This window comes from Micromonospora sp. C51 (assembly GCF_018070435.1).
Lineage (GTDB): Bacteria > Actinomycetota > Actinomycetes > Mycobacteriales > Micromonosporaceae > Micromonospora > Micromonospora sediminimaris.
The window spans coordinates 261,348-274,429 of sequence record NZ_JAGPXQ010000002.1; the positions used below are offsets into that span (position 1 = coordinate 261,348).

At 70.9% G+C, this 13,082-nt stretch carries 13 protein-coding genes; 10 read left to right on the forward strand and 3 right to left on the reverse strand.

Going from position 1 to position 13,082, the window contains the following annotated elements:
- Window positions 1-21 precede the first annotated feature (21 nt).
- Genes KBX50_RS04075 through KBX50_RS04095 form a run of 4 tightly spaced genes read left to right on the forward strand, consistent with a single transcriptional unit; the run spans window position 22 to window position 5,487 of the window.
- Window positions 22-1,587 (forward strand): ABC transporter substrate-binding protein, encoded by a 1,566-nt coding sequence (locus tag KBX50_RS04075; protein WP_247673075.1) that lies wholly within the window; start codon window positions 22-24, stop codon window positions 1,585-1,587.
- The gene (locus KBX50_RS04080) at window positions 1,584-2,528 is read left to right on the forward strand and encodes an ABC transporter permease (RefSeq protein WP_210934770.1); all 945 of its coding nucleotides are present in this window, start codon (window positions 1,584-1,586) and stop codon (window positions 2,526-2,528) included. The genes KBX50_RS04075 and KBX50_RS04080 overlap by 4 nt, the downstream gene beginning before the upstream one ends.
- The gene (locus KBX50_RS04090) at window positions 2,525-4,915 is read left to right on the forward strand and encodes an ATP-binding cassette domain-containing protein (protein ID WP_307870835.1); all 2,391 of its coding nucleotides are present in this window, start codon (window positions 2,525-2,527) and stop codon (window positions 4,913-4,915) included. The genes KBX50_RS04080 and KBX50_RS04090 overlap by 4 nt, the downstream gene beginning before the upstream one ends.
- Window positions 4,912-5,487, forward strand: coding sequence for a GNAT family N-acetyltransferase (locus KBX50_RS04095; protein ID WP_210934771.1), 576 nt, complete (start codon window positions 4,912-4,914; stop codon window positions 5,485-5,487). Before KBX50_RS04090 ends, KBX50_RS04095 begins: the two co-directional genes overlap by 4 nt.
- 22 nt (window positions 5,488-5,509) lie before the next feature.
- On the opposite strand, the gene KBX50_RS04100 is transcribed toward KBX50_RS04095, so the two are convergent.
- Together KBX50_RS04100 and KBX50_RS04105 are read right to left on the reverse strand one after the other, a co-directional pair.
- On the reverse strand, window positions 5,510-6,706 hold the full coding sequence (locus KBX50_RS04100) for an NAD(P)/FAD-dependent oxidoreductase (protein WP_210934772.1): 1,197 nt from the start codon (window positions 6,704-6,706) through the stop codon (window positions 5,510-5,512).
- 177 nt (window positions 6,707-6,883) lie between these two features.
- Window positions 6,884-8,122: a serine hydrolase domain-containing protein gene (locus KBX50_RS04105; protein ID WP_307870851.1), complete on the reverse strand. Its 1,239-nt coding sequence runs from the start codon at window positions 8,120-8,122 to the stop codon at window positions 6,884-6,886.
- A gap of 289 nt (window positions 8,123-8,411) precedes the next feature.
- Here KBX50_RS04105 and KBX50_RS04110 point away from each other — a divergent pair, with 289 nt between their 5' ends.
- Both KBX50_RS04110 and KBX50_RS04115 read left to right on the forward strand, forming a co-directional pair.
- Window positions 8,412-8,558: a hypothetical protein gene (locus KBX50_RS04110; RefSeq protein ID WP_210934774.1), complete on the forward strand. Its 147-nt coding sequence runs from the start codon at window positions 8,412-8,414 to the stop codon at window positions 8,556-8,558.
- Window positions 8,559-8,862: 304 nt separating this feature from the next.
- A complete protein-coding gene (locus KBX50_RS04115) occupies window positions 8,863-9,540 on the forward strand; it encodes a GNAT family N-acetyltransferase (protein WP_210935121.1) in 678 nt (225 codons plus the stop codon).
- On the opposite strand, the gene KBX50_RS04120 is transcribed toward KBX50_RS04115, so the two are convergent.
- Window positions 9,527-10,081 (reverse strand): hypothetical protein, encoded by a 555-nt coding sequence (locus tag KBX50_RS04120; protein WP_210934775.1) that lies wholly within the window; start codon window positions 10,079-10,081, stop codon window positions 9,527-9,529. The two genes, KBX50_RS04115 and KBX50_RS04120, sit on opposite strands and share 14 nt — an antisense overlap.
- Before the next feature lie 165 nt (window positions 10,082-10,246).
- On the opposite strand from KBX50_RS04120, the gene coaD reads away from it, so the two are divergent.
- The 4 genes from coaD (at window position 10,247) to KBX50_RS04140 (ending at window position 13,072) form a co-directional block, all read left to right on the forward strand.
- Entirely contained in the window at window positions 10,247-10,705 is a 459-nt protein-coding gene (gene coaD, locus KBX50_RS04125) for a pantetheine-phosphate adenylyltransferase (protein ID WP_210934777.1), read from the forward strand.
- A 93-nt stretch (window positions 10,706-10,798) separates the two neighbouring features.
- Window positions 10,799-11,800 carry an RNA polymerase subunit sigma-70 gene (locus KBX50_RS04130; protein ID WP_374224568.1) on the forward strand — a complete coding sequence of 334 codons (1,002 nt, stop codon included), beginning with the start codon at window positions 10,799-10,801 and terminating at the stop codon, window positions 11,798-11,800.
- Window positions 11,801-11,870: 70 nt separating this feature from the next.
- A complete protein-coding gene (locus tag KBX50_RS04135) occupies window positions 11,871-12,392 on the forward strand; it encodes a hypothetical protein (protein ID WP_210934779.1) in 522 nt (173 codons plus the stop codon).
- Between the two features lie 83 nt (window positions 12,393-12,475).
- A complete protein-coding gene (locus tag KBX50_RS04140; protein WP_210934780.1) occupies window positions 12,476-13,072 on the forward strand; it encodes a GNAT family N-acetyltransferase in 597 nt (198 codons plus the stop codon).
- Window positions 13,073-13,082: the final 10 nt, after the last annotated feature.

Below are 13,082 nucleotides of genomic sequence, written 5' to 3' on the forward strand. Positions count from 1 at the left end.
GTGTATCGAAAGGACATCCCCATGATTCACCCTCCGGTCACCGCGCCACGCGTATCTCGCCGTGGCCTGCTCGGCGGCGCCGCCGCCGTCTCCGCCGCCCTGCTCACCGGCTGTGGCCCGGGTCAGGACTCGGCCGCCACCTCGTCCGGGCAGCCCCAGCGTGGCGGCCGGCTGCGGGTGGCGTTCGCCGGCGGCGGTGTCAACGAGACGTTGGACCCCCACCTGGCGAACCTGTTCAACGAGGCATCGCGCGCCAAGGCGATGTTCGACAAGCTCGCCGACTACGGTCCGGACGTCTCCATCCAGCTGCGCCTCGCCGAACGCTGGGAGCCCAGCAGCGACCTCACCCGCTGGCGGATCACCCTGCGCCAGGCCACCTTCCACGACGGCAAGCCGGTCCGCTCCGCCGACGTGCTCTACAGCTATTCCAGGATCACCGACCCGAAGAAGGCGTTCCGCGCCAAGGCCAGTCTCGGCCTGCTCGACCTGCCCAACAGCCGGGCCGTCGACGACCGCACCCTGGAGTTGGCTCTCAAGCAGCCCTTCGCCGAGTTCCCCAACGCCCTGGCCGCGTTCGGCGCGTACATCGTCCCCGAGGGCGCCGACAGCTTCGAGCGGCCCGTCGGTTCCGGACCGTTCACCTTCGACTCCTGGCAGCCCGGCCGATCGCTGCTGCTCAAGCGGTACGACGGCTACTGGGAGGGCGCCGCGCACCTCGACGAGTTGGAGTATCTGATCAGCAACGAGGAGTCGGCCCGAGTCAACGCCCTGCTCGCCGGCCAGGTCGACTACGCGCACGACATCACCCCCACCACCGCCCGTACCCACGCCGACGGCGGCCGGATGACCGTCACCCGGATGCCGAACAGCACCATGCAGTCGTTCGCCATGAAGGTCGACCGGCCGCCGTTCGACAACCGCGACCTGCGCGAAGCCATGTTCCTGCTCACCGACCGCCAACAGCTGGTCGACACTGTCCTGGCCGGTTCCGGCCAGGTCGGCAACGACCTGTTCGGCAAGGGCTACCAGTACTACGCCGACGACATCGCCCAGCGCACCCGCGACCTCGACCGGGCCCGGTTCCTCATCGACAAGGCCGGCGCCAAGGGGCTGCGGATCCCGCTCGACACCGCGTCGGTGGCCAGCGGTTTCGTCGAGGCCGCCAGCGTCTTCGCCGAACAGGCCAAGCAGGCCGGGCTCGTCATCGAAACCGCGATGGGCAACAAGGACACCTACTGGAAGGACATCCTCAACTCCGGTGTGCTGGCCTCGTACCGCTCCGGCGCCATGCCCATCGAAACGCACATCTCGCAGCGGCTGCTGACCAACTCCACCACCAACGCCACCCGATGGGCCCGCCCCGAGTTCGACGCCCGCTACGCCAAGGCCGTCTCCAGCGCCGACGAGGCGACCCGCCGGCAGGCGTACGGCGACATGCAGCGCACCCTGCACGCCGAGGGCGGATTCCTGATCTGGGGCTTCGCGGACTTCCTCGTCGCCACCGCGCCTCGCGTCGGTGGGGTCTCCTCCGACGCCCCGGCCAACACTCTCGACTGGGCCCGTTTCGACAAGGTCTGGCTGGGGTGAGTCTGCCCCGTTACGCGGCCGGTCGGCTGCTGCTCGGCCTCGGGCAGGTCGCCGGGATCACCACCATCGTGTTCGTGCTCACCGAGGCGTTGCCCGGTGACGCCGCCGTGGTGATCGCCGGCGACCAGCCCGACCCGGCCCGCATCGCCGCGATCCGGGCACAACTGGACCTCGACCGACCGGCCTGGCAGCGCTACCTCGACTGGCTGACCGACCTGATCCGCGGTGACCTCGGCGTCTCGCTGATCTCGCAGCGGCCGATCGTCGAACGCCTCGCCGACAGCGCGGCGGCAACGCTGCTGTTGGCGGCGGTGACCCTCCTCGTGCTGGTACCGCTTGCCATCGCGCTGGGCATGCTGGCGGCCCGCCGGGAAGGGGGACGACTGGACCGGACGGTGTCCGCGGTGTCGGTCGCGCTGTACGCGGTACCCGAATTCGCCCTGGCGATCCTGCTCATCGCCGTCTTCGGCGTCCAACTCGGCTGGCTGCCACCCACCGCGTTCGGCGCCGACCTGCTCGCCCGGCCGTCCGTGCTCGTGCTGCCGTTGCTGGTGCTGCTCGCTCGGCCGATCTGCACCATCAGCCGGCTGACCCGCGCCGGCATGCTCGACGCCCTGCGCGGCGAGCACGTGCGCCACGCCCGACGGCTCGGCATCACCGGCAGCCGGCTGTGGCTCCGCCACGCCCTGCCCGGCGCGCTGGCACCCGTGGTGCAGCAACTCGCCCGCACCACCGACTGGCTGCTCGGCGGCGTCATCGTCGTCGAGGCGGTGTTCGTGATCCCGGGCCTCGGCACCGCCCTGGTCGACGCCGTGTCCACCCGGGACATCCCGACCGTGCAGGCGTTGTGCGTCCTGGTAGCCGTCACCACCGTGGTGGTGAACCTGGCCGCCGACCTGGTGGCGTTCCGTCTCGCACCCCGGATCGGAGTCGTCAGGTGAGGCGGCTGCGCGCCCTGACCGGGGCGCTGCTGCTCGCGGTGCCGCTCGCGCTGGCCGTCTTCGGCCCGCTGCTGGCCGGCGAGCCGGGCGACCGCACGTTCCCGTTCTCCGACGACGGTCTGCTGGGCACCGACTTCGTCGGCCGCGACGTGGGGCGGCAGATCCTGCTCGGCGGCCGGTCCGTCGTCGTGGTCGCCGTCTGCGCGACGCTGCTGGCGTACCTCGTCGGTGTGCCGGTCGGGCTGCTGGCCGCCGCCACCCGCCGCCGGTGGGTCGACGAGCTGCTCATGCGCCCTCTCGACCTGATGCTGGCGGTGCCGTCGCTGTTGCTGCTGATCCTGCTGGCGGCCACCGCGCCGCCCGGGCCCCTCACCCTGGTCGGGATCGTCGCGCTTATCGGGTTGCCGGAGATCGCCCGGATCACCCGGGCCGCCGCGCTGCCGCTGGCCCACGGTCCGGCGATGGAGGCGATGCGCCTCTACCGCGAGACGTGGTGGCGGCGCGGTCCCGGCTACATCGGTACCGGCATCCGGCGGATTCTGCTTGCCGACGCCGGAGTCCGGTTCATCGGCGCCATCTACCTGGTGGCCACCGCGAGTTTCCTGGGCATCGGCGTGGCACCTGACGCTGCGGACTGGGCCGTCATGGTGGACCGCAATCGCACCGGCCTGTTCCTCCAACCCTGGGCGGTCGCCGTGCCGGCCGCGCTGATCATCTGCCTGGCTGTCGGGTTCAACCTGGTCACCGACCGGATGCTGAGCACACCTGCCGTCCCCAGCCCCGCACCACCGCCCGTACCAGCCACGACCGGCGACCGCCCGCACCCGCCCAACGCCCTTCTTCGGGTGCGGGAGCTGTCGGCCGCGACCGTCGACCGGACGTTGGTCGACGGCGTCTCGTTCAGCCTGTCGGCCGGCGAGATCCTCGCTGTGATCGGCGCATCCGGCAGTGGCAAGACCACCACCGCCCGGGCCCTGCTCGGCGAGGTCGCCCCCGGCGTCACCCTCACCGGCACCATCACCCTGGCCGGCCGGCCGGTCACGACCGCCAACCCGCCCAGGCCCGGCACCGTCGGCTATGTGCCCCAGCAACCCGGCGCCGCCCTCAACCCGGTACGCCGCATCGGCGCGGTGCTCCATGAGATTGCCCGGCACCAGGCACCGGGCGACAGCCGTAGCGCCCAGCGGAGCGCGGTGACGGCGACCCTCGAACGCGTCAGCCTGCCGACCGACAGGCGGTTCCTGCGCCGCTTCCCGCACCAGCTTTCCGGCGGTCAGCAACAACGCCTCGTCATCGCCCACGCTCTGCTGGCCCACGCGGTACTGCTCATCGCCGACGAGCCCACCACCGGCCAGGACGCGATCACCCGAAACGCTGTCGCCCGGGAACTGACGAAACTCGCCCGCGACGGTATCGCCGTCATCCTGCTCAGCCACGACCTGCACCTCGTACGAGCCGTCGCCGACCAGATCCTCGTGCTGCACCGAGGCGCCACCGTCGAATCCGGTCCGGCCGCCGAAGTGCTCGCCGTGTCACGGCACCGGCACACCCAGCAACTGCTCGCGACGCCGCCGGCCGGGTCACCGGCGGTGGTCGGCGAGGACCGGCCGCTGCTGCGTGTCGCCGGCCTGAACGCCGCTCACCGCGACGGCGGTCGGCACCGCGCCGTGCTCCGCGACGTCAGCCTGACCGTCGCCGCCGGAGAGTGCCTGGCGGTGGTCGGCCGGTCCGGAAGTGGCAAGACCACGCTCGCCCGCTGCATCGCCGGCCTGCACCCCGCCCGCACCGGCCAGGTGATCCTCGCCGAGCACCGCCTCGCGGCACACCTCGACCAGCGTCAGCCCCACGAACTCGGGGCGGTCCAGTACGTGTTCCAGGACGCCCGTGCCAGCTTCAACCCCTACCGGCCGGTCCTCGACCAGATCGCCGGGCCGGCGCGACGCCTGCGGGACGCCGCGCCGGACCAGGCCCGTCACACCGCCCTGCACCTGCTCGAACGGGTGGGTCTCACCGAACACACCGTGATCCAACGTCCTGACCGGCTCTCCGGCGGCGAACTGCACCGCGCGGCGCTCGCTCGTGCTCTCGCCAGCGAGCCCCGCGTCCTCATCTGCGACGAGACGACCGCCGGGCTCGACAGCGTCACCCGGCACGGCATCCTCACGCTTCTCGACGAGCTGCGACGCACTCTCGGACTGACCGTGGTCATGATCAGCCACGACCGGGACGTCGTGGCTCACCTCGCCGACCACGTCGTCGTTCTCGACGACGGAACCGTCGTCGACAGCGGACCGGCCGACGCCCTGCTCAACCACGCACACCACCCGCTGACCCGCGCGCTTCTGAACACCGACCCGGCGACCGCCGCGGCACCGTCGAACCCATGACCGGAGGCACCATGCAGCAGTACCGACGCAACGTCGGCCCGTACGACGTCCAGCCGGCCGACCAACGGCACCTCGACGGAGCGCGCGGCGTCATGCTCGACACCTTCTACCGCGACTTCGGCTACGGCTACCGGCCCGACTGGCACCGGGACGTCATCGACCTCGACGGCTCCTACCTCACGCCGCAGCATCACGCCCTGTTCGTCGCGACCAAGGGCGACGAGGTCGTCGGCACCACCGCGGTGCGGGCCGGTGGGCCCAAGAGCCCACCACACCCGCGTTTCCTCGCCCAGCGTTACCCGGACGAGACCACCGCGCAGCTGTTCCGGGTCTACGTCCGGCCGGAACACCGACGCTACGGCCTCGCCCGGGCACTCGTCGGCCTCGCCGTCGATTTCGTCACTCAGCAAGCGCATTACCGGGCGCTCTACCTGCACACGGATCCGCGCATCGACGGTGCCGAACCGTTCTGGCGGAGCCTGGCCACGCCGATCCACGACCCGCGTGACGGCGGCGACGACATCTACCAGACCGTCCACTTCGAGATCGCGCTGCCCGGCCGCCCCCGTTAGCGACCGGGCGGACCTCGTCGCGCTACAACGAGCGGTCAGCGGCGGCCCGTGCCGGGCCCGATTCCACCTCCAGCAGTTGCCGGCGCTTGTTGTTGCCGAGCCACCGGTGCGATCCGGGCTTGCGGGCCTCGTTCGTGAGGTGACCAACGGCGAACCGGTAGGTGAGAGCCTTGAGTCGCGCGCCGAAGCGGCCTCCGACGAACATCCTGTTCGCGGTGTCGTCCCGGCCCGCCAGTTGGTAGATGCCGGCATGTGTGCCCAGGCCGACACACATGGCGCCGAAGAAGACACTCGCCGGCTCGGGGGGCGTACCCGCGATGCGCCGCAGTACCGTGTCCGCGGCGTGCGCGCCGAGGCAGCTCGCCGTGTACGCGCTCATTCGGTACGGCACGCCCGACGGCGCCGCCGAGTCCCCGGCCGCGATGATGCGCTCGTCGTCGACGCTGGTCAGCGTCTCGTCGGTGATCAGGCGGCCGATGGCGTCGGTCCGCAACCCGCTGCGCGTGGCCAGATCCGGCACCCCGAAGCCCGCGGTCCAGATGGTGATCGCGCTCGGCAGCGTACGACTGTCACCGAGCCGCACGGCGTCCCGCGTGACCTCGGTGACCTCGGTGCCGGGACCGGCCAGGACGTCCACGCCGATCCTGGTGAGCGACCTGCCGGCGGCGCGTCGGGCCCGCGGGTGCAGGTACGCGCCGAGCGTACCCCCGCAGGCCAGACTGACCCGGTGCCCCCGCTCGGCCAGCTCGGCGGCGGTTTCGATGCCGGTCGGCCCGGCACCGACGACCGTCACCGGGGTCGCGGGGCCCTGGTCGTCGAGGATCGAGCGCAGCCGCTGCGCTGCCTCGAGGGTGGCCATCGGGTAGGCGAACTCGGCGGCGCCGGGAACGCGTGAAGCGGCGCTCGCGCTGCCCACCGCGTAGACCAGATAGTCGTAGCCGAGGCTGCCGGCGCCCAGCAGAGTCACACTGCGCTGAGCCGCGTCGATCGCGGTGACGGTGTCCTGGACCAGCCGCACGTCTTCGGCCAGCACCTGCCGGTACGGCACGACCGCGTCGTGGACACCGGCGACCACGTGGTGCAGCCGGAGCCGGATGACGAAGTCCGGCCGCGGATTCACCATGGTCACGGTGACGTCGTCGCGCTGCGTCAGGCGATTGGCCGCCATCACGCCGGCGAATCCGCCGCCGACCACTACCACCCTGGTGTTCCCTGCCATGTCTGACTCCCTTCGCGGACGGGTTCAACCACCAAGACACCGGCAGCGCCACAGGTGTGACTAGCCGTGGCTCACCTCACTTCCTGCCGCCGCCATCCGACTGGTCGGCGGCGCTGAAATGACGTGATCCCCTGACGGATCGCCAGGCCGTCAGGGGATCACCGAGGAACAGATACGTCAGGGCACCGCCACCGCCGCGTCGTTGTTGCCCGGCATCCGGGTCACGCTGGGCAACAGCGGATCGGTAGCTGCCGCACGGCTGGTCGCCTCGTCGGGCGGGCAGATCGCGGTTTGCAGCAACGTGTACCAGGCAATGTCGATCGGGTGCGGATCGGGCAGGCCGATCTGGTAGTGGCTGAGGTTGATCCCGGAGGACACCTGGCGGGCGCCGTCCCGGCTGTGCATCGAGTACGTCAGGTGACCGATGACCGCGCCGTCATGGCCCCAGAATTCGCCGCACGGGGTGGGTAGCGAGTAGATGCCGAGACCGTAGCTGCCGGCGTCGGGCTGCTCCGGCAGCATCGGCACCCCGGTGAGCATCTCGTCGAGGGTGGTCGGGCTGAGCAGGTCACCGCTGAGCAGCGCCCGGAAGAAGGTGTTCAGGTCTGCCGTGGTGGCGATCATCTCGCCGGCCGTCCAGGCCCAGCTCATGTTGAACTCGCTGAGGTCGCGTACGCCGAACGGGGCGAAGTAGGCACCACTGTGCGGGCCGCGGATCCTCGGGTCGGCGCCGGGGAAGGACGTTCCGGTGAGTTTCAGCGGCCGCAGGATGCGCCGCTGCACCTCGGCCGCCGCGTCCTTGCCGGTGATCTTTTCGATCAGCAGGCCGGCCAGGACGTAGTTGGTGTTCGAGTAGCTGAACCGGGCGCCGGGAGCGTTGGTCGGCGGCATGGCCAGGCCGATGGCGACCAGGTCCGCCGGAGCGTACGTGGTGACCTGCATCTGGTTGATCGCCGCGTACGAGTCGAGCAGGGCGTTGGTGTAGTTGCCGATGCCGCTGGTGTGGTTCAGCAGCATCCGGACGGTGACCTGGTCGCCGAGCTCACCCGGCACGACGTCGGGTAGCCACTGCCCGATCGGGTCGTCGAGGCTCAACCGGTCCTCGTCAACGAGTTGGAGCACGGTGGTGGCGACGAACGTCTTGGTGACGCTGCCGATCCGGTGCCGCAGTTGCGGCTGCATCGGCCGAGGTCTGGTCAGGAACGCCTGGCCGGCGGCGTCACGCCAGTCGCGCCGGCCATCGCGCACGGCGACCAGGACGCCTGGGGCGCCGGCTTCGGGTACCGCGGCGAGTGCGGTGCGCAGCTCGGCGCGGTCCAGCCCACCGGCGGATGGCCCGGCTGGCGGACGCGGCTGCGCTGCGGCGGAGGCGGGTACGACAGCGATCGTGGTTGCCAGCGCCACGCTGGACGCCACGATCTTCAGTGTCCGAAATGTACGTGACATACAGACATACTCACCGGGTCTGTCCCTGGTCACATCCTGCTCAGGCGGGAGATCCGGCTCCCGCTGCGGTACGAAGGAGAGTCAACCGATCGACGCACGGCTGTCCGAAGCCGGCTGCCGGGTTCGACTCCTCGGCTTGGGTGACGGTGGCCGGGCGCCGGCTTCTGCCGACGTCAGGCCCAGGCAGGCGGGGTTTGGCGACTGCGACGACGGGGGTAGAGAGCGTCCGCTCGTCACCCAACCCCCGAAGGAGACGGTCATGTCGGTGCAGGCGTTCCTCTATGTCGTCGCGGTCATCCTGCTCGTGCTCGCCGCGTTGCCCCTGCCTACCCGGGGCGTCTCGCTCGCGCTGCTCGGCGCGGCGTGCGCCCTGCTGGCCTACGCCTGGCCGGTGATCACCGGTTAGGAACGAACTCAGCGTGCTCGTCCGAGGAGCCCTGCCATCGCTCTCTCTCGCTATGGCAGGGCTCCTGCCGTTGTCGCCGCCCCTGGTGCACGCAGCGGGCGGGGCGGTCAGGCGCGCTGACCGACGGGGACGGAGTCGCCATGGTCAGGAGCAGTCGACAGTGAGTCCGGCGGCGGTGAGCATCGGCCCCCAGTCGGCGCCGCGGTGGGGGAGTTGGCGGACACCCGGTGACTGTCGAGCTGGCATGCTCTGGAAGGTGTCGGGACTGATCGGGGGAACCGCCGGGCGCCGGGAAGGGACCATCATGTGCACCGAGTTGGCGGACATCCTGGCTGCGGCAGCCCAGGGGCAGTTCCCGGCGCCGGACGGGGGCGTCACCGTGGTGCCACAGCCGAGCAGTCGTGACGCCGGAGTGGTCGCCTTCACCGCCCACTCGGTGGTCTTCACCGACGAGGACCCGGTGTGGGTGCGCCGCATCCTGGCGAGTCTCGACTGCGACCCCCTGGCGGCCGCGATGAATCCGGCCTTTCTATGCGCGCTGCTCGACCGCACCCGGCGCGCCATGGACACGATCGACCTCCTGACCGTGGCGAGCCCGCTGGCCGGTGAGCCTCCGCTGGACCTGACAGAGGTGGGCAACGCGGATCATCCACGTCGGATCAGGGCCGGTAAGCGCCGTGATGAGCTGCGCGTCTGGGCGGCCGACGGCGGAATCGTCATCCTCGGCCGCGGTGTGGCAGGTCGCTGGGAGACGGCGATCGAGGTCGACGAAGGTCATCGAAGCCGGGGCCTCGGGCGGGCACTGGCGACCGCCGCCCGGCACCTGGTGCCCGACGGCCAGCCCGTCTGGGCGCAGCAGGCCGCCGGCAACGCACGCAGCGTCCGCGCTTTCCAGGCGGCTGGCTTCCGGCCGGTGGGAGCCGAAGCGCTCCTGACCGAGAGCGGTGGTGCGGGTCGGGGTGGACGCGTCAGCTCAACCTGAAGGCGACGTTGTCGACGTCGAAGGTCGTGACGCCGTTGCCGGCCGTCTCGCTGCCGAGGAAGCTGACCGTCGCGGTGCGTTCGGTCGCCGCGGTCCCGGACGACATGGTGTACTGCCGCCACTCTGCTCCTCCGTCGAAGGCCAGGGAGAACCGGGTCTTCGGGGGGATGCCGGTGACTGCCAGCCCGACGTTCAGGTAATCGCCACGGCGGGTTTCGGTGGTGGTGGTCCGGACCCAGAAGCGGACCGTCAGGTCGCAGTTGGCCGGGACCGTGACGGTGGTGCGCAGCAGGTCGGTACGGGTCACGTCCAACCCGGCGAAGGTGGCGTACGCCCGGCCGGTGCGCGCGGGCCGGGTCGTGTCGCCGAGCACGACGATGCGGGGGCCGGCCTCCCAGCCATCGGTGCCCCGCTCGAACCCGGGGTTGGGATGGATCTGGCCGGTGCAGGTTGGGTCGGCTGCCGGCTGGTCGGCGGGCGCGCTGCCGGGGGTCAGGAGCAGCAGGGCCGCAGCGAGTGTGGTGGTGACGAGGGCCTTCATCAGTTCTCCCCGTAGCAAAGGCATTCGAGACGGTCAATCGACCATGCGTCACCGGGGTTGGCGCGTCAAGCCCGTCCCACCCCTGGGGCCGGCGGATCCGGCAGCCTACAGTCGGATCATGAGCACCGACGCAGGATCGCGGCTCCGGTTCCCTCGGCCGCGGTCGTGACACCCGCGCCATCGGCCGGGCCCGGGACGACAGCACCCGCCGCCGGTCGCGTACGCGCCGTCTACCCCGGCAGCTTCCATCCCTTCACCGCCGGGCATGTGAACGTGGTGCGGCGTGCACGTGACCTCTTCGACGAAGTGGTCGTGCTGGTCGCCGTCAACAGCGACAAGCGTCCAGACGTCGGCGAGGAGGAGCGAGCCGCCGCCGTCCGGGCTGCCCTGCCGGTCGAGTGGACCTCCGTCACCGTGGTCGCCTGGAGCGGGTTGACCTCCGAATACTGCCGTAGTCATGACGTGGCGGTGATCGTGCGCGGCGTGCGGAACACCAGCGACCTTCAGGCCGAGCACCGACTCGCCGCGATGAACCAGTCGCTCGGTGTCCCCACGGTGTTTCTGCCTGCGCAACCCGAACTGACCAGGTTGTCCTCGACAGCGGTACGCACGCTGGGAAGCTGACCCGCCTCGGCGGCGCCGACCGACCCTGGTGATGAGTTGTCGCGCCCGCATCCGTCATACCTACGACGGAACACCGCGAGACGGAAGGATGACGTGATGGGTGCGGACACGCGGCCGAAGGAGCTGGGTGTGGGCGGTCTGGATGAGATCGACGAGTCGGCGTTCACGGGGCTGGCGCAGCGGCACCGGCGCGAGCTGCACGTGCATTGTTACCGGATGCTCGGGTCGTTCGAGGATGCCGAGGACACCGTCCAGGAGACGTTCCTGCGTGCCTGGCGGCGGCGGGAGACCTTCGCGGGGCGCTCGTCGTTCCGGGCCTGGTTGTATCGGATCGCCACCAACGCCTGCCTGGACCTGCTGGCCAAGTGCCGCCCGGAGCCGGCGACCGGCGGGGAGGCGCGGTGGTTGCAGCCCTACCCGGACCGGCTGCTCGACGAGTTGGCCGCGGGCGTCGCGGACGAGCCGGAGGTCGTCGCCGTCGCGCGGGAGACGATCGAGTTGGCGTACCTGGTCGCGGTCCAGCACCTGGCGCCGCGCCCACGGGCGGTGCTGATCCTGCGGGACGTCCTCGGTTGGCCGGCGAAGGACGTCGCGGAGCTGCTCGGCGACTCGGTCAACTCCGTGAACAGCGCGTTGCAGCGGGCCCGCGCGGGCATGCGGGAGCATCTGCCCGCCGAGCGGCAGGACTGGACCGGCGGCGAGGAGGACGCCGGGACACGGGAGCTGGTGCGCCGCTACACCGACGCCAGCGTGGCCACGGACATCGACCGGCTCGCCGCGCTGCTGCGCGACGACGTCCGCTGCTCGATGCCGCCCACCCCGGGCCTGCACGTCGGCCGCGAGGCGGTGGTGACCGACTGGGTCAACAGCGGCTTCGTGGGCATGACGGGCCTGCGTGCCGTCGAGACCCGGGTGAACCGGCAGCCCGCAGTCGCCTTCTACCACTGGCGGGAGCGCGAGGGCACGTACCTACCGCTGACGATCGACGTGCTACGGGTCACCGGCGGGGCGATCAGCGAGATCATCACGTTCCACGACGACCAGTTCCCGCGGCTCGGGCTACCGGAACGCCTGCTGGCCGACGGCACCGACTGACCACTCGACCTCACCGGACCGGACAGACCGTAGGTTTCGCCGACCGTCGCATCCGGGTAGCGGAGGGCGCATGAATCGCAATCTCGCGAAGGGTCTGCAGGTTGCGTGGGATCTGCCGGAGTTTCGCGGCGGGTTGCGACACCTCATCGATCTCGACGAGGTGTCGGTGCTGCTGGCCACGCTGTCCGTTCCAGAACCTGACCGCGAGGTGGAGCGCGGTGCGTTGCTGCTGCTGCGGTCCGGTCTGGAGGCGGTTGAGGTGCGTGAGGCGGTGTTGCTGCTGCTGGAGCGGGACGAGGTACGCCGGCCGCTCGTCGCGGCGGTGGAGCCGCTGGTGGACCGGCCGGGTCAGGCTGCGGCCATCGCCTCGGCGGCCGAGGATCCTGCGGTACGACGCGAGGTGCGGGCGGTGCTGGACAGCGCCCGGGTGCGCGAGCTGATCTGGCAGGCGATCGACAGCCAGGTCAGCCACGACCGGCTCGGACTGATCCGGCAAACGGCGCTGCTGTTCGTGCGGCACTCGAGCGTACGGCGTCTTGCCTGGGCCCTGCGCCGACACGGCGTGCTGCGCGAACTACGTCGCAAGCCGTGATCTACGGCGGTTGCCGGGCGGCCGACCGGCGACCCGATAATTCGAAGGCGTCGCGGCGGTGTGCGACGCTAGCGTGCCACCTCGTGGGCAGCCCGAATCTCCGCACCGAGCGTCTTGAGCTTCGTTCCGTACGGGACGAGGACATCGATCGCATCCTGGAGTTCCGCAACCTGCCGGAGGTCACCCGCTGGCTCGTGCGCACCGAGGTCGACCCGGCGTCCTTCCGGGCGGCGTGGCAGCGCGCGGCGGAGGATCCTGACGACCACAGCAGGGCGGTGGTGCTCGGCGGGGTGGTGATCGGGACCGTCTCGCTCGACGTGATCGACGGCATGGGGCAACCCGGCATGCCGGCGCGGACCGAAGCCCAGCTCGGCTACGTTTTCGACCCGGCGTACGGCGGTCAGGGTTACGCGACCGAGGCGGTCACCGCGATGGTGGCGTACGCGTTCGAGCGGCTGGGCGTGCGAAGGATCACCGCCGGCTGCTTCGCGGACAACCTCGCCTCCGTGCGGATCCTCGAGAGGATCGGCATGCGTCGTGAGCAGCACGGTGTCGGTGACTCCTGGCACGCCGAGCTGGGCTGGGTGGACGGCTACACGTACGCCCTGCTCGCCGAGACCTGGCGGCAGGTGTCGGGGTCAGGTGCGGCGGAGGTACCCCGACCGGCGCGGAGTCGGTGACCCGGTCGGG